Origin of the sequence: Gordonia sp. ABSL11-1, assembly GCF_030315685.1 — a bacterium.
Classification (GTDB): domain Bacteria; phylum Actinomycetota; class Actinomycetes; order Mycobacteriales; family Mycobacteriaceae; genus Gordonia.
In genome coordinates this window covers 1-17,901 of sequence record NZ_JASXSI010000003.1, presented here as the reverse complement: position 1 = coordinate 17,901, position 17,901 = coordinate 1, and the positions used below count along the sequence as shown (strand labels likewise).

Below are 17,901 nucleotides of genomic sequence, written 5' to 3'. Positions count from 1 at the left end.
CGCACATCATCCGGCCGTGCGTCATCCCACGTTGCGGTACCGGCCGCCGGGGCGGTCGTAGTACCCGCCATAGGAGTCGTCGCGCACCGCCGCGCCGGGCTCGCGAAGTCGGGGTGCGCCCACGTCTTCGCCGAGCACACTCTTGATCGTCCTCCCGATCCGCGCGAAGTCGGACGACGCGGTCGACATCGGGTAGGCGTCGGCGATCAGAGCCATCCAGTGATAGATCTGCCGTAGGTCGTCGGCCGACAGCGGCCCGTTGACCCAATCGTCGTTCGTCCACGTCTCGCGATGCCACGTCTGCCAGGGATAGTCCGCGTCGGCGGGCGGGGACACCGAGAACAGACCGCGCACGACGACGTCGTTGCGGTCGGCCCCGATCTCCGTCCGCCACCGGGCGACGAGCTCGGCGAACCCCGCATAGTCGTCGGCGGTCCACGCGCTCGCCGGGAATCGCTTCCACCCGGCCCGCCGGATGGTGCGCGCGATCTTGCTGTCGAGCACCTGGCTCGGATGCTCGGGCGCGCCTCCGCCCGCGAAGTACAGGAACCAGGTGAAGCCGGTGGGACCGAGACGGTCGATCGTGTTGCCGCCGCGCTCGGGTTTGAGCAGCTCGAAAGCGGTGGCCGGATCCTCCCGACTCGCCTGCGCCGCCTCCTGGAGGAGACCGCCGATGCGGGTGCGGTCGGTGGCGACGGCGACCATGCGCCGCGTGTTCTCGCCCGGCCGACGACCGTGGCAGAAGGCGACGGTGTTCCACAGCAGGTTGATCGCGTCGTCGGGCGATGTGAGTGCGGCATCCGCCAGCCCGAAGAGGTCGGTTCTGCAGATGGTCTCACCGCACAGGACGCCGGGAAGTCGGTGGTCGGCAAGGCGTTCCGACCACCAGGGACGGTCGACGCCGACCGTGTCGGCGAGGAGTTCGGCAGCGCGGTCGCCGGCGGCGAGCCACTCGGACAGGACGGTGGGTGGTGCGATGTCTCGGGGTGTCATGATCATTGGACGCAGGGCCGGGCGGACCGGTTCCATCGGGCGGGAACATTTCGCTCGACGCGGGCCGACTCCGCCGCCCCAGGTGCGCATCGCTTGCGCGGGCTGTCGACGACTCGTGTGAGCCGACCCCGGGCACGTCGTCCGTGCCAACCGGCGTGAGGCCGAGGACCGGCCGGTCTAGCCCGCGTCAAGGAATCCCGTCACCGTCGCACCGAAGTCGGCGGCGCGGTCGCGGTGCACACTGTGCCCGGTCGGGATCTCGATGAAGCGGCCGTCGGGCAGTGCATCGCTCAGCGAGCGAAGGTGCTGCGGCGGAAGGAAACTCCGTCGACCGCCGGAGATGACCAGCGTCGGCGAGGCAACCGCGCCCAGGCGCGTCCACCAGTGCGGGTCGGCGACCTCGAACTGAGGTGACACGTCGGCCGGGACGCGTCGGTCGAACCGGATCAGCGGCACTGGATTGCGCACGGCCCAACCGAGTCCGCGGACACGCTCGCCGAGGGATGCGGCGACGACGATGCCCTCGGCGAGATCGCGTTGATCACGGGGCATCGGCGGTATCTCCTCCAGCACGAGGCGACCGATCCGGTCCGGGACCTCCATCGCCATTCGCAACACCGCGTGCGCGCCCAGCGAATGCGCGACGACATCGGCGACGTCGATGCCGAGGTCCTCGAGCACGAAGCGCAGGTCGTCGCGGAAGTCGTCGAGCCGATAGTCGGCGGCGTGCCCACTGCGACCGTGGCCGCGGAGGTCGACGGCGACAACGGTCCGATCGTCACGGCGCAGCGCTGCGGCGAAGGCCCGCCAGGTGCTGTGGTCGCCGGCCATGCCGTGGACCAGGAGTACCGGCGGCCGGCCGCGATCGGCACCGGAAACCCGCACGGCCAGGGCGAGGTCCCCGTCGGCCGTCGGTCGGTGCAGCACACGCATGCCGTCGAGGGTAACGAGCGGTGTGGTCGGCGGCGTTCCGGGTGCCGTCGCTGACGGCGAGGCTGCCGTCAGCGCAACCGACGGTGCTGTCAGCGGGGCGGGTCAGTCGCGGAACCAGCCGCCGCGCTTCGCGGCGAAGACCATGTCCTGCCAGTAGCCCCACTGGTGTGTACCGACGGCCGGATAGTCGGTCGTGATGCGGATTCCGGAGATCGCCGCGGCCACCTCGAAGGTGCGGGTCTGTGCCAGCGAGAACACCTCGAGCGGTGTGCCCTTGATCGAACCGACGGCATCGGTGTTGTACCGCCCCCAGACCCCGGAGGCGGCGCCGACACGGATGTGCATCCCCCGCATCCGCGGGAGTTGGACCACCGCATCGTTGTTCACCCACCGCCTGTCCCACGGCAGACCCCACATGCTGTCGGCATTGAACGGCCCGACACCGGCTGCCATGCCCGCGTCGATGAGGGCCAGGCGGACAGCTTCGCGCATCGTCGGCGCGGACGGGTTCAGGAAGCCCGACATCGAGAAGATGTGCGAGATCCTCTTGCGGTGATAGGCGCCGTAGATCATCGCGGCGTTGCCGCCCATGGAGATCCCCATCAGCGCGTACTTCTCGCGGGGTCCGGCGGCCAGACCACGCGCGTCGAGTTCGTTGATGATCGTGTTCAGCCGGCACGTCCAGCGATACCGGTACTTGATCTTGTTGCCCGGGCTGGCGGCGTTCCAGTCGGTGTAGAAGCTGGCGAGCCCGCCGACGGGTTCCACGACGTTCACGCCGGAGTCCGCGATCCGCTGGATGCGCGTCTCATGGCGCCAACCACTCATGTCATCGGTCGCGCGCAGTCCGTCCAGTGCGATGACCGTCTTGTAGTTCCCCCAGCGCGTCCACATGTCCACCGGCGTCGTCGGCATGCCGCATCCGGAGACGTAGAAGCGCCCGAACGACGCGGCGTTCGCGGTCCCGGCGGTCACCACCCCCACCCCCAGCGCCGTCGACAACGCGAGCAGCAGGACAACGAGACGTCGCCGCATGATGGCGAACCGCCTGCGGGTGGTGAGAACTGGCACCGCAGCAACATATTTCGCCTGGTGGGCGCGGCGCCACAGCTGTGACCACAGCAGCGACACTTTGCAATCGTTGCGTTACCAAAGTGGCTGATGTGACCAGTGTGGCCCATGGGGCGACGACGATACTCTCAGATCGAATCCAGGATCCGCTGTCGCGCGGCGGCATACTCCGCGTGGGTGATCTGCCCCGTGCTGCGCAGACCCTCGAGATCTCCGAGCCGTTCGCCGACCGGGCGTCGCGAGTCCGTCGACAACAGATCGGTCGCGGCCACCGATCCACCCGCCGGCGATGACTCCGCGATCCACCTACCGTCCCGGCCGGCATACGCTCGCACGATCTCCATGACCGCCTGTCGAGCGTGAGGGTTGCTGCGGAGGTCGATCGAACCGGATGTGCTCACATCGTGTTGTCGCAGGATCTCGAGTATCCGGATCAGCGGTTCGGTTCGACCCGTCATGTCATAGGTACGGCCGTCCTCGCTCGACGTGAACCGCGCCGGCACCGATCCCGTCAGCAGAGCCGTTGCCTGCCAATCGATCTCGAACTCGTTCGTGGCCGGGTCGACCAGCACGGCAAGAACTCGGCGATGCAGCATCGGCTGCTGGAAGATCGGGACGACGGTGCGTTTCTGCGTTTCGAAGGACGATATGCCGTCGCCGTGGATGTGGAGATCCAGCTTCATCAGGGGCTGATCGTTGATCTGGACATTCGTCTGCTCGACGCCTCGGATCTCGGCGATCGCCATCCGGCCCGTCGTGCGCAGTCGCGCAGTCCTCTGTTGCCCGCCGATGCTCAGTCGCGCAATGAACAGGGCGATGACGACGTCGAGGAGGGTGACGCCCAACCCGGTCCACAACATCCACCCGGTGCCCGGTTCATCGATGAGGAAGTAGGCGACCAGAAAGATCGGACCGACGATGCCGCACAGCATCACGAACCCGAAGATCTTGAGGAACGAGGTGACCGTCCCCGGCACGCGAGGTCCCGTACCGGCCTCACCGAACATCGTCATGTCCTGCAGATGATAGTGCGCACCGGGCGGCCTGCCGCCTCCGCTCCGTCGCGTTCTGCGCGCCGATCGCCTCGCCCGGTGGCACACTCGATGTGCAGGTGGGTCGTCGGGTCTGGGCAGCGGCACTCCCCCGCCGCCACCTCCGGGCTGCGGGAGTGTGAACTCGCAGGACTTCCTCTGGCAGGCCGTCAAGGATGCCAAGCCGGCGAACTTGGGCACCAATGACGACGTGGTCAGGCCACAACCCCAGCCGACGTCCCAGTTCGATCAGTACTACGCGATCCGACACGGCGGCGATCAGCCGAAATCTCCGTTCGATCAGCTCCTGCTGCCCACCCGTCGCATCTCGGGGATCGAGCAGTGCCAGACGATCTGGCAGCCGGACATGCTGAACCTGTGGAAGTACTCGTGGACCCGCGGCCACGAGCATCCTGAAGATTCCCGAGGAGACCATTGTCGTCGTGATCAACTCGAAGCGGACCCGCAAGCTGAACCGACTCCACATCCATCTGTCCCGACTGAACAACGGCACCCGCACGTCCTCGAACGGGGTCACCGGACTGCCACTGTCTGTGGGGCCAGGTGACGGACACCGCCCCCGGCAAGGTCGGAACGAACATCGACGTGATCAAACCGGGTCCGCAGTATCAGCCCAGCCCGGCACATCCCAAGTTCTACGCGGTCCGCAAAGGCGGTGACAGCAAAGGTGTCAACGACGATCTCCTGCTGCGCACCAACCGCATCAATGGGCATCGAGTGCTCCTACCTGTGGAACGGATCTCAGCTGAACCTGTGGGTCTGCCGCATGGTTCCAGGCCACCCAGCGAGTTGCCAAGAACCCTGCCAAGCCGATCGCCCTTGGTGTGAACTCCGCGACTGCGCGCGGCCAGGACCAGCTCCACATCCACCTCGCGCAGGCGAATCCCGACACCGTGGCCGACCTGAAGGCGATCAAGAAATCCCGCGACGAGCTTCACGAACTGGACGAGCACCAACATCCGGTTGCGCATCAACGATCCCAAGAAGACGAAGACGCACGCTCAGTTCCGCGTCGTCAATTACACGGGCTCGCTGCCGAATCTGTTCGTGACCCTCCAGAAGGCGCTGCCTGCCAAGAAGACCATGTCGAGCCAGTCCATCGCCGTGATCGACGCGGGTGACTCCCAACAGACAAGCACCCGACAGACAAAGGCACCGACAGACAAACGCACCCGGCCACTCTCGTGACCGGGTGCCTTTGTCGACTCAGTGAGTCAGATCAAGCAGGTGAGGATGTCACTTGTTGATCTTGGTGACTCGACCCGCACCGACGGTGCGGCCACCCTCGCGGATGGCGAAACGCAGGCCCTCGTCCATGGCGACCGGCTGGATGAGCTTGACACTCATCTCGGTGTTGTCGCCCGGCATGACCATCTCGGTGCCCTCGGGGAGGGTCACGACGCCGGTCACGTCCGTGGTACGGAAGTAGAACTGCGGACGGTAGTTGTTGAAGAACGGGGTGTGGCGTCCACCCTCGTCCTTGCTCAGGATGTAGGCCTGGCCCTCGAACTCCGTGTGCGGAGTCGTGGTGCCCGGCTTCACGATGACCTGACCGCGCTCGACGTCCTCACGCTTGAGGCCGCGCAGCAGCAGACCGGCGTTGTCGCCCGCCTGTGCCGAATCGAGCAGCTTGTGGAACATCTCGATACCGGTGACGGTGGTCTTGCTGCTCTTCTCGCGGATGCCGACGATCTCGACTTCCTCGTTCACGTTGACCTCGCCGCGCTCCACACGACCGGTGACCACGGTGCCGCGGCCGGTGATGGTGAAGACATCCTCGACGGGCATGAGGAACGGCTTGTCGGTCTCACGGACCGGGTCCGGGATCGACTCGTCGACAGCAGCCATGAGCTCCTCGACGGACTTGGTCCACTCGGGGTCGCCCTCGAGAGCCTTGAGCGCCGAGACCTTGACGACCGGGGCCTCCTCGTCGAACTCCTGGGCGGCCAGCAGTTCGCGGACCTCCATCTCGACGAGCTCGATGATCTCGTCGTCGTCGACCATGTCGGCCTTGTTCAGGGCGACCAGGATGTAGGGCACACCGACCTGGCGGGCCAGCAGCACGTGCTCACGGGTCTGCGGCATCGGGCCGTCGGTGGCGGCGACCACGAGGATCGCACCGTCCATCTGAGCAGCACCGGTGATCATGTTCTTGATGTAGTCAGCGTGACCCGGGGCGTCGACGTGCGCGTAGTGGCGCTTGTCGGTCTCGTACTCCACGTGCGAGATGTTGATCGTGATGCCACGAGCCTTCTCTTCCGGGGCCTTGTCGATCTGATCGAACGCAAAGCTCTGGTTGAGATCCGGGTACTTGTCGTGCAGCACCTTGGTGATGGCCGCGGTCAGCGTGGTCTTGCCGTGGTCGACGTGACCGATGGTGCCGATGTTCACGTGCGGCTTGGTCCGCTCGAACTTCGCCTTCGCCACTTGATTGTCCTCCTGGACTGTTGTTGCTCTGCCGAGTGGATCCCAGCAGGGTTGTCGAATACTTACGTTGTCGCGGTCCCGATCCTTGCGAGAAAGGGGCGCACGCCAGTGCCGTGGGCGAGTATTACTCGCCGGTGGCCTTGGCGATGATCTCCTTCGACACGTTCGCCGGAACCTCGGCGTACGAGTCGAACACCATGGAGTAGTTTGCTCGGCCCTGGGTCTTCGACCGAAGGTCTCCGATGTAGCCGAACATCTCCGACAGCGGAACCTGCGCCTTGACGACACGAGCACCGCTGCGCTCCTCCATGGCCTGGATCTGGCCACGGCGGGAGTTCAGGTCGCCGATCACGTCACCCATGTAATCCTCGGGCGTCGTGACCTCGACGGCCATGATCGGTTCCAGGATCACCGGGCTCGCCATCCTCGCAGCTTCCTTGAGGGCCTGCGAACCGGCGATCTTGAACGCCATCTCCGACGAGTCGACGTCATGGTACTGACCGTCGAGCAGAGTGACCTTCAAGTTGACCAGCGGATAACCGGCGAGGACACCGTACTGCATCGCATCCTGCGCGCCGGCATCCACGGACGGGATGTACTCGCGCGGGACACGACCACCGGTGACCGCGTTGTCGAACTCGTAGGTGGCGCCGTCCTCGGCGTCGACCAACGGTTCGAGCTTGATGATGACCTTGGCGAACTGCCCCGATCCACCCGTCTGCTTCTTGTGGGTGAACTCGTGCTTGTCGACGGTCTTGCGGATCGTCTCGCGGTAGGCCACCTGCGGCTTGCCGACGTTGGCCTCGACCTTGAACTCCCGCTTCATGCGGTCGACCAGGATGTCGAGGTGGAGCTCGCCCATACCGCCGATGACGGTCTGGCCGGTCTCGTCGTCGAGCTGCACCGAGAAGGTCGGATCCTCTTCGGCGAGCTTCTGGATCGCGGTCCCCAGCTTCTCCTGGTCAGACTTCGTCTTCGGCTCGATCGAGACGTTGATGACCGGGTCCGGGAAGCTCATCGACTCGAGCACGATCGGCGAGCTTGAATCACACAGGGTGTCGCCCGTGGTGGTGTCCTTCAGACCGATCATGGCGTAGATGTGACCCGCGGTCGCGTCCTCGACGGGCATCTCCTTGTTGGCGTGCATCTGGAAGAGCTTCCCGATGCGCTCCTTCTTGCCCTTGGTCGCGTTGAGCACCTGCGTACCCGCAGTGATGTGACCCGAGTACACGCGCACGAAGGTCAGCTTGCCGAAGAACGGGTGAGCGGCGATCTTGAACGCGAGCGCTGAGAACGGCTCGTCGGCCGACGGCTTGCGCGACAGCACCTCCTCCTCGTTGCCGACGGCGTGGCCCTCGACCGAGGGGACGTCGAGCGGCGACGGGAGGTAGTCGATGATCGCGTCCAGCATCGGCTGGACACCCTTGTTCTTGAAGGCCGAACCACAGATCACCGGGTAGTACTCGCGAGCGATGGTGAGCTTGCGGACCGCACCCTTGATCTCGTCGACGGTGAGTTCCTCGCCACCGAAGTACTTCTCCAGCAGGGCCTCGTCGGTCTCGGCCACCGTCTCGAGCAGCTTCTCGCGGTACTCGGCGGCCTGATCGGCCAGATCGGCGGGGATCTCCTCGATCGTCGGCTCGGCGCCGATCTCGACGGTGCCGCGCCACGTGATCGCCTTCTGCTCGATCAGGTCGACGACGCCGTCGAAGTTGTCCTCGGCACCGATCGGGAGCTGCAGGACCAACGGCCTCGCGCCGAGGCGGTCCTCGATGGTCTTCACGGTGAAGAAGAAGTCCGCACCCAGCTTGTCCATCTTGTTGACGAAGCAGATACGCGGGACGTCGTACTTCTCGGCCTGACGCCACACCTGCTCGGACTGGGGCTCGACGCCTTCCTTGCCGTCGAACACCGCAACCGCACCGTCGAGCACGCGCAGGCTGCGCTCCACCTCGACGGTGAAGTCGACGTGGCCCGGGGTGTCGATGATGTTGATCTGGTTCTTGTTCCAGAAACAGGTGACGGCGGCGGAGGTGATGGTGATACCCCGCTCCTTCTCCTGCTCCATCCAGTCGGTGGTCGAGGCACCGTCGTGGGTCTCACCGATCTTGTAGTTCACACCGGTGTAGAAGAGGATTCGCTCGGTAGCGGTGGTCTTACCGGCATCGATGTGGGCCATGATGCCGATGTTGCGAACCTTTTTCAGGTCGCTGAGCACTTCCTGTGCCACTTGGTTTCCCTTCATTCCCTACGGGAATTGATACTGACTAAAGGCTGATCTCTCCGAAGTAGCGCCTTCGGCGCAACCCGAAGCGAGCTTCGGGTTACCAGCGGTAGTGCGCGAACGCCCGGTTGGCCTCGGCCATCTTGTGGGTGTCCTCACGACGCTTGACCGAAGCACCGAGACCGTTGGAGGCGTCGAGCAGCTCGTTGGCCAGACGCTCGACCATGGTCTTCTCGCGACGCTGACGGCTGAACGTGACGAGCCAGCGCAGCGCCAAGGTGTTGGCGCGGCCCGGCTTGACCTCGATCGGGACCTGGTACGTGGCGCCACCGACGCGGCGGCTCTTGACCTCGAGGGTCGGCTTCACGTTGTCCAGGGCGCGCTTGAGGGTGACGACCGGATCGGTGCCGGTCTTGTCGCGAGCCTGCTCGAGGGCGCCGTAGACGATGCGCTCGGCGGTCGACTTCTTGCCGTCGAGCAGGATCTTGTTCACGAGCTGGGTGACCAGCGGCGAACCGTAGACCGGGTCGTTGATCAGGGGGCGCTTGGGTGCGGGTCCTTTACGTGGCATGACTTATCAGTTCCCCTTCTTCGCGCCGTAACGGCTGCGGGCCTGCTTGCGGTCCTTGACACCCTGGGTGTCGAGCGAGCCGCGGATGACCTTGTAACGCACACCGGGGAGGTCCTTCACACGACCACCGCGGACGAGCACCATCGAGTGCTCCTGCAGGTTGTGACCCTCACCCGGGATGTAAGCGGTGACCTCGACGGAGCTGGTCAGGCGCACACGGGCGACCTTGCGCAGCGCGGAGTTCGGCTTCTTCGGGGTGGTGGTGTAGACGCGGGTGCACACGCCACGACGCTGCGGGCTCCCCTTGAGGGCCGCGGTCTTGGTCTTGGCAGCCTTGTCGTGACGGCCCTTGCGGACCAGCTGATTGATCGTTGGCACTAGGTGGTTCTTCCTTTGTCGGCAGGGTTCGCCGGGCGCCGTGCGGCGCGGGCGGCGGTGGTGCAGTTGTCGTGTTGAGGTTTGCGCTCCGGGCAAGCACCGAGGACCGTCGCCGATCTCGTTGCTTCCACAACTCGCCCCACCAGCACGTTTGCGCTGGTCAGTACATTTATCGCTACCCCGAGGTCGGGCGTGTCATACACTCGACGACGGTCTCGCCTGTCAGTCCACGTGGTACCGGTTGCCGGGCATGCGGACTGGCCCAGCATGTGCCGGGCACCGGCGATCCACTCTACCGATCGAGTTTGCACAGGTCAAAAAACGGTTCGCCCACATTTACCGGAACCGTCGCGAGGGTGAACACACAGTGATCACCCGGGTAGGTCAACCGCGGGATCGGCCGCATTGTTCCCGGTCATCCGAGACATCTGAATCAGGGACCACCGTCGACCGCCGACTTGAGTTCGGCCTCCTCATCCCACAGTTGCGCGGTCTGGACGAGCCAGAACGCGAGGAATGCCGCCAGCAGAACCCATTCGACCCAGAACACGAGGTTCACGCCCTCACCCCAGCCACAGACGGATGCCACGCCGGCGACGACGACCGTCACGAACATGCCGGTGGCGATCAGGAAGTACGCCGTCGCGTATCGGCGTGGGGCGTCCCGGACCACCGCGGCGAACCCGTTGACGCCGACGACCAACGTCAGGAACCCGAACGTCGAGACGGCGGCGACGTGCAGCGTGATTCCGAATGCGTCCTCCCACCAGAGCTGCTCGGCGACGACGACGATCACCGCGCAGAGCCCGAGACCACGGGCGACGTAGCCGGCGAGGGTCATCCGTCGTGATGTCGCGAACCGGCCGATCCGGCTGATCAGCGACCAGATGAGAACGGCACTCACGCCGCCGAACACGGGCGGTCCACGTGTTGAGGATGACCCAGTCGCGCGGCGGATACACGTGGCGTTCAGGGGTTTCGGTGGGCAGGAACGCCACGAAGAACGCGAGAAGGCCCGACATGGTTCAGCAGCACGTCCTCGATCTCGGAGCGACCCTTGTAGGCCATGAGCATGACGCCCATCGCACACACCGTCGCGATGAAGACCGCCCGCACCGAGGTGTCGTGATAGTCGCGGATCGACGGCAGGATGTCCTTCGACCGGGCCGATTCGACGATCACCGCGAACGCGAGCATCAGGATCAGGATCACCATGCCGATTCGGAGGTTGCGATAGGTGTCGCCGACATCACCCCGACGGCGCGCCACGACAGTGCGTTCGGCGAAACGCATGATCCCGACGTGCACGCGCCCGATCAGACCCATACCGTCCATTCAAGAACCCGCACGCCGACGCCGACCCCGGATTCGTGCAGCCGCCGTGGGGAGTGCCGTGGAGAGTGCCGTGGGGAGTTCTGACCCCTATCCGGTCACTCGGTCGACTGCGGGAGCTTCACCTTCGACGTCCCGCGCCTGGCCGGGTTCGACGGCGGCGGCACGACCGGTCCGATGTCGCCGTCGGGAGCGGCGTCGAGGTCGACGACGACCGGCGCATGGTCGCTCGGTTTGCTGCCCTTGCGCGCCTGACGGTCGATCCATGCGGCCGTCACCCGATCGGCGACCGCGCCTCCCGCGAGCACCAGGTCGATCCGCATCCCGAGGTCCCTGTGGAACATGCCGGCGCGATAGTCCCAGTAGCTGAACACGCGATCGTCGGGCCACCGGTCCCGCACGACGTCGTGCAGCCCGAGGGACTGCAGTCCCGTCAGCGCATCCCGTTCCGGCGGCGTCACGTGCGTGTGTCCCTCATAGGCGGCGGGGTCGAAGACGTCCGCGTCGGCGGGTGCGATGTTCATGTCGCCGCACAGCATCGTGTTGTCCGCAGCGTCGTCGCCCGTCCCGGCCGCGACGGTGTCCCGCAATCGGGCCAGCCAATTCAGCTTGTACGCATAGTGATCCGAGTCCGGCACCCGCCCGTTCGGCACGTACAGGGAATGGATTCGCACGCCGCCGCAGACCGCGGACACCGCACGCGCCTCGGCGGGCGAGTCCGGTTCGGGAAAGCCGGGTGCGTCGTCGAACCCGCGATGCACGTCGACGAGTCCGACCCGCGAGAGCAGGGCGACCCCGTTCCACTGCCCTTGTCCCACATGGGCGATCTCGTAGCCGCGCTCAGCGAGATCCGCGCCGAGCACATCGTGGAAGGCGTCGTCGGACAGCTTGGTCTCCTGCAGGCAGACCACGTCGGGTGCACGATCGTCGAGCCACGGCAGCAATCGCGGGATCCGCTGCTTGACCGAGTTCACGTTCCAGGTCGCGACGCGCATGCCGTCAACCGTAGTCGGCGGCGGAAACCGCACGCGGCACCGTCGTCATCGGCGAGCAGACTTCCCTCAGCCGGTGATGTGTGTCACGTTGGTGGCATAGACACCGTAGCCTTCACCTCTGACCAGACACCGAGACGCTCGGTCATCGAGCACTCCTGGCGGCGCTCCGCGCTGTCCGGCGTCCGTCCCGACGACGCGACCCCCGCCGCGCTCGCCGACATCGCCTCCGCCGATCCCCTGCTCGACGCGGCGCGACCGGTCCTCGACGATGCGGCCGTCCGCCTCGCCGACACCGACGTGTCCCTGCTCCTCGTCGACCACGAGTGCCGCATGGTGACGCGGGTGGCGTTCGGTTCCGCGGTCGAGCGGACCCTCGACGAGGTCGGCGCATCGCCGGGTGCCCCATTCGCGGAGGACGTCGTGGGCACCACCGCTCTCGGGACGCCCGCGGAGATCCGTGGCGGTGTCGTCGTGAACAGCAGCGAGCACTATCTCGAGCAGTTCAAGTCGATCAGTTGTTTCGGGCAGCCGATCATCCATCCCGCGACCCGCAGGCTGGCCGGCATCATCTGCATGTCCGAGATCGCCGATCGCGTGAATCCGTTGGCGGTGCCGTTCGTGAACGGCATCGTCGCCGACATCGCCGACCGACTCCTCGATCGTTCCCGGGCGCATCAGCGGCGGGTGCTCGACGCCTTCCAACGCGCCGCGCCACGCCGCGATCTCGCGGTCGCCGCGATCGGCGACGACCTGCAACTGACCAATGCACTGGCCGCAGAGTTGCTCTCCCCCACCGACATCGGCGCGCTGCGGATCGTCGCGACCGATCCCCGGCTGCGCGAGACGGCGCTGCCACTGAACCTGGTGTCCGGGGCCGAGGTCGAGGTGGCCGTCGAGCCTGTCGCCGGCGTGCGTGGCGCGGCGCTGTTCCGCTTCCGTCCGGTCGTTGCCCCGCCCCCGCGCCCCACCGCGGTCGGTGCGCCGTCAGCGGTCAGTGTGGCGGTGTCCGGCGAGCCCGGCACGGGACGCACCACCCGGGCACTCGAACTTGCCGCCGACGTCGGCGCAGACGCTCCGGTCGTCGTCGACGTCGCCGACGACTTGATCGCCGGGCGGGAACCCGACATCCCCGGGTCGGTCGCCCGGGCCCGCGAGGTCCGCGCCCCGCTGGTCATCGACGGCGCCGACCTGCTCGACGACCGATCGATCGCCCTGCTCGGACGGGTCGCGACCCTCAGCTCGGCGGCCACGCCGCTGATCGTCGTGAGCGGCCCACGTGAGCAGGCGGCCGCAGGTGTCGCCGCGCTGCTGGCCCGATGTGCGAGGCGGGTGGACCTTCCGCCCCTGCGCCACCGCGTGTCCGAGCTCGGCGCACTTGCGGCCGGGGCACTCACCGACATCGACCCGACGATGACGCTGTCCGGTGGGGCCACCGACGCGTTGCTGTGCCAGGACTGGCCGGGCAACTTCTCCGAACTCGGGTCCGTCCTGCGGCAGGCCACCGCCGCCTGCCGGATGCGGGCAGCGCGTGTCATCGAGCCCGCCGACCTCCCGCCCGCGTATCGCACGACGAGTCGCGCCGCACATCTGTCGGGCCGCGAACAGGCCGAACGGACGGCGATCGTCGAGGCCCTCGACCGGGCCCAGGGCAACAAGGTGCACGCCGCCCGCGAACTCGGCATCAGCCGCACCACGCTGTACGCGCGGATGCGCGCGCTCGGGGTCTGACGGCCGGAGATCCGCGGATCCGGTTCAGTCGACACGATCCGAGGTAGCGCCCGTCTCGCGTCACCACCGGCAGGCGACCTGAAGCCGTGCTGATCGAACAACTCGGCAGAGATCCGTGACGGTGGCGTCCGGTCCGACGGTCACCGGATCGCTCGAGATCGCGTCGGAGGCGTTCAGCGGACCGGCGCCATGTCTGGCGGCCCGCAACCCGGGGGGCGCGATCGGTCGGGCGAGAGGCCTGGGTGAGGAGACGGTACTTCCCCGGGTCACGGCGGTGCGGCGCGGGTGTACAGCGCACTGTCCAGTTTCTGGACAGAGCGACACGGTCGATGGGTGGCAGAAATGAAGCAGGTCACACCTATGACCCAGATCACTTCCGATCTTCACCTGACCAGGAGGTTTTCATGACCGCCGTCGCCACTGACCTGCACGAGAAGGTCCGCGACTTCATTTCCGGCGACCGCCCGATGCTCATCGGCGGGGAGTGGGTGTGGTCCGCGTCGGGCCGCACATTCGAGACCATCGATCCCGCGACCGCCCGGCCCATCACCTCGGTCGCCCACGGAGAGGCCGCCGACATCGATCGCGCGGTCCGTGCGGCGAGGCAGGCCTTCGACGACGGCCCGTGGTCGCGGATGAAGCCCAATGAACGCGAGCGTCTGCTGTGGAAGGTCGGCGACCTGCTGACCGAACGTGCGGCGGAGTTCGGTCAGCTCGAGGCTCTCGACAACGGCAAGGCGGCGACCATCGCCGCCGCGGTCGACACCAACTGGTCGGCGGACATCTTCCGCTACAACGCCGGACTGGCCACGAAGATCACCGGCTCGACCGTCGACGTGTCGATGCCCTTCGTGCCCGGCGGCGAGTTCCACGCCTACACGCTGCGCGAACCGGTCGGCGTGTGCGGGCTCATCGTCCCGTGGAACTTCCCCCTCCTGATGGCTGCGTTCAAGCTCGCCCCCGCCCTCGCGGCCGGGAACACGGTGATCCTGAAGCCGGCCGAGCAGACCCCACTGACGGCATTGCTGCTCGGCGAGATCTTCCAGGAAGCCGGGTTCCCGCCCGGCGTGGTCAACATCGTCACCGGATACGGCGAGGCGGGTGCCGCTTTGGCCGCCCATGACGACGTCGACAAGATCGCGTTCACGGGTTCCACCGAGGTCGGCAAGAAGATCGTGGAGGCGGCGAAGGGCAATCTGAAGAAGGTGTCGCTGGAACTCGGCGGCAAGAGCCCGAACATCGTCTTCGCCGACGCCGACTTCGAGAAGGCGGTCGCCGGATCGGTGGCGGCGTGGATGTTCAATCACGGCCAGTGCTGTGTGGCCGGCACGCGTCTGTTCGTCGAGCGGCCCATCTTCGACGACTTCACCGCTGCGGTCGCCGAGGCTGCGTCGCAGGCGAAGATCGGCCCCGGTCTCGATCCGACGACCGAGCTGGGACCACTCGTCAGCCAGGAGCAGTTCGATCGTGTGTCCGGCTACCTCGCCGCAGGCCTGGCCGACGGCGCGCGAGCGCTGACCGGCGGAAAGCGTTGGGGCGATGAGGGTTTCTTCATCGAGCCGACCGTGTTCGTCGACGTCGACCCGAGCTTCTCCATCGTCCAGGAGGAGATCTTCGGGCCGGTGGTCGCGGCGCTGCCCTTCGACGCCGACACCGGGGTCGCCGCGGCCGCCAACGATTCCATCTACGGACTCGCCGCCGGCATCTGGACCCAGGACCTGTCCAAGGCGCACAAGACCGCACGACAGATCAAGGCCGGTTCCGTGTGGGTCAACCAGTACAACGGCTTCGACACCGCGATGCCGTTCGGTGGCTACAAGCAGTCGGGCTGGGGCCGCGAGCTCGGGTCGTCGGCGATCGACCTCTACACCCAGACCAAGGCCGTCAACATCTCCCTCTGATCCCCACCCCTCACTCGATCCAGGAGCACAATTCATGTCTCTCACCACCAAGGCCGCAGTCCTCACCGGTCCCGGGAAGCCGTTCGAACTCGTCGAACTCGACCTCGACGAGCCCCGCGACGGGGAGGTCCTGATCAAGTACACGGCTGCCGGCCTGTGTCACTCGGACCTGCACCTCACCGATGGCGACCTGCCGCCGCGCTATCCCATCGTCGGCGGACACGAGGGTTCCGGAGTCATCGAGGCGGTCGGGCCCGGCGTCACCAAGGTCAAGCCCGGCGACCACGTCGTGTGCAGCTTCATCCCGAACTGCGGTACGTGTCGCTACTGCTCGACCGGACGACAGAACCTGTGCGACATGGGAGCGACCATCCTGGAAGGGTCGATGCCCGACGGATCGTTCCGCTTCCATTCCGGCAGCGATGATTTCGGCGCGATGTGCATGCTGGGCACCTTCGCCGAGCGCGCGACCATCTCCCAGCACTCGGTGGTCAAGGTCGACGAGTGGCTCCCGCTGGAGAAAGCGGTGCTGGTGGGCTGCGGCGTGCCGTCGGGGTGGGGCACCTCCGTCTATGCCGGCGGCGTGCGGGCCGGCGACACCGTCGTCATCTACGGCATCGGCGGTCTCGGCATCAACGCCGTGCAGGGCGCCGTGTCCGCGGGCGCCAAGCACGTCGTGGTGGTCGACCCGGTCGCGCTCAAACGCGACACCGCGATCAAGTTCGGTGCGACACATGCGTTCTCCGACGCAGCGGCGGCGGCTGAGAAGGTCAACGAACTGACCTGGGGCCAGGGCGCCGACCAGGCACTCATCCTCGTCGGCACCGTCGACGCGGAGGTCGTCGCCAACGCCACGGCGGTCATCGGCAAGGGCGGCACCGTGGTCATCACCGGCCTCGCCGATCCCACCAAGCTCACCGTTCAGGTGTCCGGTACTGATCTGACGCTGAACCAGAAGACCATCAAGGGCAGCCTGTTCGGCTCCGCCAACCCGCAGTACGACATCGTCAAACTGCTGCGTCTCTACGATGCCGGTCAGCTGAAGCTCGACGAGCTGATCACCCAGACCTACACCCTCGACCAGGTCAACGAGGGATACCAGGATCTGCGTGACGGCAAGAACATCCGCGGTGTGATCATCCACGACAGCTGATCCCCGCGGCCAGGCCCCGGCCCGGACGCGATGCCTCCCCTGCCGCGTCCGGGTCGGTCCACGACTGCGGTCGTGCGACGTCCGTCGACCTCTCAGAGGGCTTGGATCAATCCCGCGATCCACGGCACCACGGGGACGACCACGATGCCGACATCGAGCCAGAGATGTTCTCGCAGAATAGCGATGAACTCGCGATTCTGCGCGTTGGGGAAGAAGTGGGACGCTGTGTGGGCGCCGGTGCTGAATCCGTCGATTCCCGCGTTACGCATGAGTGTTGCGGCACGGAAGGCCTGGTAGTCGCTGGTGACGACCGCGACCGGACCGCGGATCCCCCGCTCGGCCAGAAGCCGCGCGGAGTATGTGAGGTTCTCCTCGGTGTCGGTGGACGAGTCCTCGAGCACGACGTCGATCGCATCGACCCCCACCACGAGGACGATGACGAGCAGTACGACAAGGACGACTGCGGCACCGAGATAGACCCCCGGCCGTAGTCGGCGCAGGTCACGCCAAACACTGATGATCCCGCTGATCAGCAGAACGACCACTGCCGCGATGATGACCATGTGCCATGCAGCCAGGGAATGGCATGGGCCCGTGTTTCTCGACCCCTGAGGACGAGAAGAGCGCCGGCGGAGGCAGGCCGCGAAGGGCCGATCGACCGGGTCCGCGATTCGGCATCGCGTGCGTCGGCTTGACCTCAAGTGACCTTGAAGTACGACAGTATGTGCATGACGACACCCCTGCACCGCATCGACAAGTTCTCCGTTCCGACACCTGCGATGGACGAGTTCCTTTCCCGGATCCGTCACATCCACGAGGTCCTCGGGCGCCAGCCCGGCATCATCCGCAACGACGTCATCACCCTCGTCGACGGCGACAGCGCCTACAACGTGGTGACCGCCGTGACCTGGGAATCACACGAATCCCTCAGCAATGCAGGCAGAGTGGTGGCTGCTGACGTCGCTGCCACAGGCTTCGATCGCACCGAGTTCCTGGCGCGCCTCGGTGTCACCGCGGATTTCGGGACCTACGCGTGAGGAGCGTCTGACCGCCGGCCGGCCTTCGTGAAAGAAGTTCTGAGATTTCCTTGCGCTTCGTACATGTGTTCGATAGGCTGGTTTCAGCAGGTTCGAGTTGATGTGA

Annotated in this window: 18 protein-coding genes and 1 pseudogene; 7 read left to right on the top strand and 12 right to left on the bottom strand. The window is 66.3% G+C overall.

The genetic code is table 11. The features are described from left to right. Positions 1 to 21: 21 nt before the first annotated feature. The 4 genes from QSJ19_RS04410 to QSJ19_RS04395 form a co-directional block, all read right to left on the bottom strand. Positions 22 to 993: an 8-oxoguanine DNA glycosylase OGG fold protein gene (locus QSJ19_RS04410; RefSeq protein WP_286318578.1), complete on the bottom strand. Its 972-nt coding sequence runs from the start codon at positions 991 to 993 to the stop codon at positions 22 to 24. A gap of 177 nt (positions 994 to 1,170) precedes the next feature. Then, a complete protein-coding gene (locus QSJ19_RS04405) occupies positions 1,171 to 1,926 on the bottom strand; it encodes an alpha/beta fold hydrolase (protein ID WP_286318576.1) in 756 nt (251 codons plus the stop codon). Positions 1,927 to 2,028: 102 nt separating this feature from the next. Further along, on the bottom strand, positions 2,029 to 2,961 hold the full coding sequence (locus QSJ19_RS04400) for an alpha/beta hydrolase (protein ID WP_286318854.1): 933 nt from the start codon (positions 2,959 to 2,961) through the stop codon (positions 2,029 to 2,031). 164 nt (positions 2,962 to 3,125) lie between these two features. Beyond that, positions 3,126 to 4,010: an SHOCT domain-containing protein gene (locus QSJ19_RS04395; protein WP_286318575.1), complete on the bottom strand. Its 885-nt coding sequence runs from the start codon at positions 4,008 to 4,010 to the stop codon at positions 3,126 to 3,128. Between the two features lie 582 nt (positions 4,011 to 4,592). Between QSJ19_RS04395 and QSJ19_RS04390 the strand changes: the two genes are divergently transcribed. The 3 genes and pseudogenes from QSJ19_RS04390 to QSJ19_RS04385 all read left to right on the top strand — a co-directional run bounded on the left by QSJ19_RS04390 (position 4,593) and on the right by QSJ19_RS04385 (position 5,237). Further along, positions 4,593 to 4,877, top strand: a complete 285-nt coding sequence (locus tag QSJ19_RS04390; protein ID WP_286318574.1) for a hypothetical protein — start codon at positions 4,593 to 4,595, stop codon at positions 4,875 to 4,877. Beyond that, positions 4,874 to 4,918: pseudogene (locus tag QSJ19_RS26745) on the top strand (hypothetical protein); the annotation flags it as partial. The gene QSJ19_RS04390 and the pseudogene QSJ19_RS26745, both read left to right, overlap by 4 nt. Positions 4,919 to 5,012: 94 nt before the next feature. After that, complete coding sequence (locus QSJ19_RS04385; protein WP_286318572.1) at positions 5,013 to 5,237, top strand: hypothetical protein; 225 nt, start codon at positions 5,013 to 5,015, stop codon at positions 5,235 to 5,237. A 48-nt stretch (positions 5,238 to 5,285) separates the two neighbouring features. Here the strand turns inward: QSJ19_RS04385 and tuf are convergent, their stop codons facing one another. The 7 genes from tuf to QSJ19_RS04350 form a co-directional block, all read right to left on the bottom strand. Continuing rightward, entirely contained in the window at positions 5,286 to 6,476 is a 1,191-nt protein-coding gene (gene tuf / locus QSJ19_RS04380) for an elongation factor Tu (protein ID WP_286318570.1), read from the bottom strand. Between the two features lie 124 nt (positions 6,477 to 6,600). Beyond that, the gene (gene fusA / locus QSJ19_RS04375) at positions 6,601 to 8,706 is read right to left on the bottom strand and encodes an elongation factor G (protein WP_286318569.1); all 2,106 of its coding nucleotides are present in this window, start codon (positions 8,704 to 8,706) and stop codon (positions 6,601 to 6,603) included. Positions 8,707 to 8,800: 94 nt separating this feature from the next. Further along, positions 8,801 to 9,271, bottom strand: a complete 471-nt coding sequence (gene rpsG / locus QSJ19_RS04370) for a 30S ribosomal protein S7 (RefSeq protein ID WP_187588567.1) — start codon at positions 9,269 to 9,271, stop codon at positions 8,801 to 8,803. Positions 9,272 to 9,277: 6 nt separating this feature from the next. After that, a complete protein-coding gene (gene rpsL / locus QSJ19_RS04365) occupies positions 9,278 to 9,649 on the bottom strand; it encodes a 30S ribosomal protein S12 (RefSeq protein ID WP_007619326.1) in 372 nt (123 codons plus the stop codon). 433 nt (positions 9,650 to 10,082) lie between these two features. Next, a complete protein-coding gene (locus tag QSJ19_RS04360) occupies positions 10,083 to 10,553 on the bottom strand; it encodes a hypothetical protein (RefSeq protein ID WP_286318568.1) in 471 nt (156 codons plus the stop codon). A 65-nt stretch (positions 10,554 to 10,618) separates the two neighbouring features. Then, on the bottom strand, positions 10,619 to 10,975 hold the full coding sequence (locus QSJ19_RS04355; RefSeq protein ID WP_286318567.1) for a hypothetical protein: 357 nt from the start codon (positions 10,973 to 10,975) through the stop codon (positions 10,619 to 10,621). Positions 10,976 to 11,079: 104 nt separating this feature from the next. Next, positions 11,080 to 11,976 (bottom strand): exodeoxyribonuclease III, encoded by an 897-nt coding sequence (locus QSJ19_RS04350; RefSeq protein WP_286318565.1) that lies wholly within the window; start codon positions 11,974 to 11,976, stop codon positions 11,080 to 11,082. A 78-nt stretch (positions 11,977 to 12,054) separates the two neighbouring features. Between QSJ19_RS04350 and QSJ19_RS04345 the strand changes: the two genes are divergently transcribed. The 3 genes from QSJ19_RS04345 (at position 12,055) to QSJ19_RS04335 (ending at position 16,758) form a co-directional block, all read left to right on the top strand. Then, a complete protein-coding gene (locus QSJ19_RS04345) occupies positions 12,055 to 13,704 on the top strand; it encodes a sigma-54-dependent Fis family transcriptional regulator (protein WP_286318563.1) in 1,650 nt (549 codons plus the stop codon). Positions 13,705 to 14,108: 404 nt separating this feature from the next. After that, a complete protein-coding gene (locus QSJ19_RS04340) occupies positions 14,109 to 15,605 on the top strand; it encodes an aldehyde dehydrogenase family protein (protein ID WP_286318561.1) in 1,497 nt (498 codons plus the stop codon). Positions 15,606 to 15,639: 34 nt separating this feature from the next. Then, a complete protein-coding gene (locus QSJ19_RS04335) occupies positions 15,640 to 16,758 on the top strand; it encodes an NDMA-dependent alcohol dehydrogenase (protein ID WP_286318560.1) in 1,119 nt (372 codons plus the stop codon). A 92-nt stretch (positions 16,759 to 16,850) separates the two neighbouring features. Here the strand turns inward: QSJ19_RS04335 and QSJ19_RS04330 are convergent, their stop codons facing one another. Further along, a complete protein-coding gene (locus QSJ19_RS04330; protein ID WP_286318558.1) occupies positions 16,851 to 17,303 on the bottom strand; it encodes a YdcF family protein in 453 nt (150 codons plus the stop codon). A gap of 183 nt (positions 17,304 to 17,486) precedes the next feature. On the opposite strand from QSJ19_RS04330, the gene QSJ19_RS04325 reads away from it, so the two are divergent. Next, positions 17,487 to 17,795, top strand: coding sequence for an antibiotic biosynthesis monooxygenase family protein (locus QSJ19_RS04325; RefSeq protein ID WP_286318552.1), 309 nt, complete (start codon positions 17,487 to 17,489; stop codon positions 17,793 to 17,795). Positions 17,796 to 17,901: the final 106 nt, after the last annotated feature.

Coding starts and splice junctions, on each gene's coding strand:
- QSJ19_RS04410 (WP_286318578.1), bottom strand. CDS start 993: ATGACACCCCGAGACATCGCACCACCCACCGTCCTGTCCGAGTGGCTC.
- QSJ19_RS04405 (WP_286318576.1), bottom strand. CDS start 1,926: ATGCGTGTGCTGCACCGACCGACGGCCGACGGGGACCTCGCCCTGGCC.
- QSJ19_RS04400 (WP_286318854.1), bottom strand. CDS start 2,961: ATGCGGCGACGTCTCGTTGTCCTGCTGCTCGCGTTGTCGACGGCGCTG.
- QSJ19_RS04395 (WP_286318575.1), bottom strand. CDS start 4,010: ATGACGATGTTCGGTGAGGCCGGTACGGGACCTCGCGTGCCGGGGACG.
- rpsG (WP_187588567.1), bottom strand. CDS start 9,271: ATGCCACGTAAAGGACCCGCACCCAAGCGCCCCCTGATCAACGACCCG.
- QSJ19_RS04355 (WP_286318567.1), bottom strand. CDS start 10,975: ATGGGTCTGATCGGGCGCGTGCACGTCGGGATCATGCGTTTCGCCGAA.
- QSJ19_RS04350 (WP_286318565.1), bottom strand. CDS start 11,976: ATGCGCGTCGCGACCTGGAACGTGAACTCGGTCAAGCAGCGGATCCCG.
- QSJ19_RS04340 (WP_286318561.1), top strand. CDS start 14,109: ATGACCGCCGTCGCCACTGACCTGCACGAGAAGGTCCGCGACTTCATT.
- QSJ19_RS04335 (WP_286318560.1), top strand. CDS start 15,640: ATGTCTCTCACCACCAAGGCCGCAGTCCTCACCGGTCCCGGGAAGCCG.
- QSJ19_RS04325 (WP_286318552.1), top strand. CDS start 17,487: ATGACGACACCCCTGCACCGCATCGACAAGTTCTCCGTTCCGACACCT.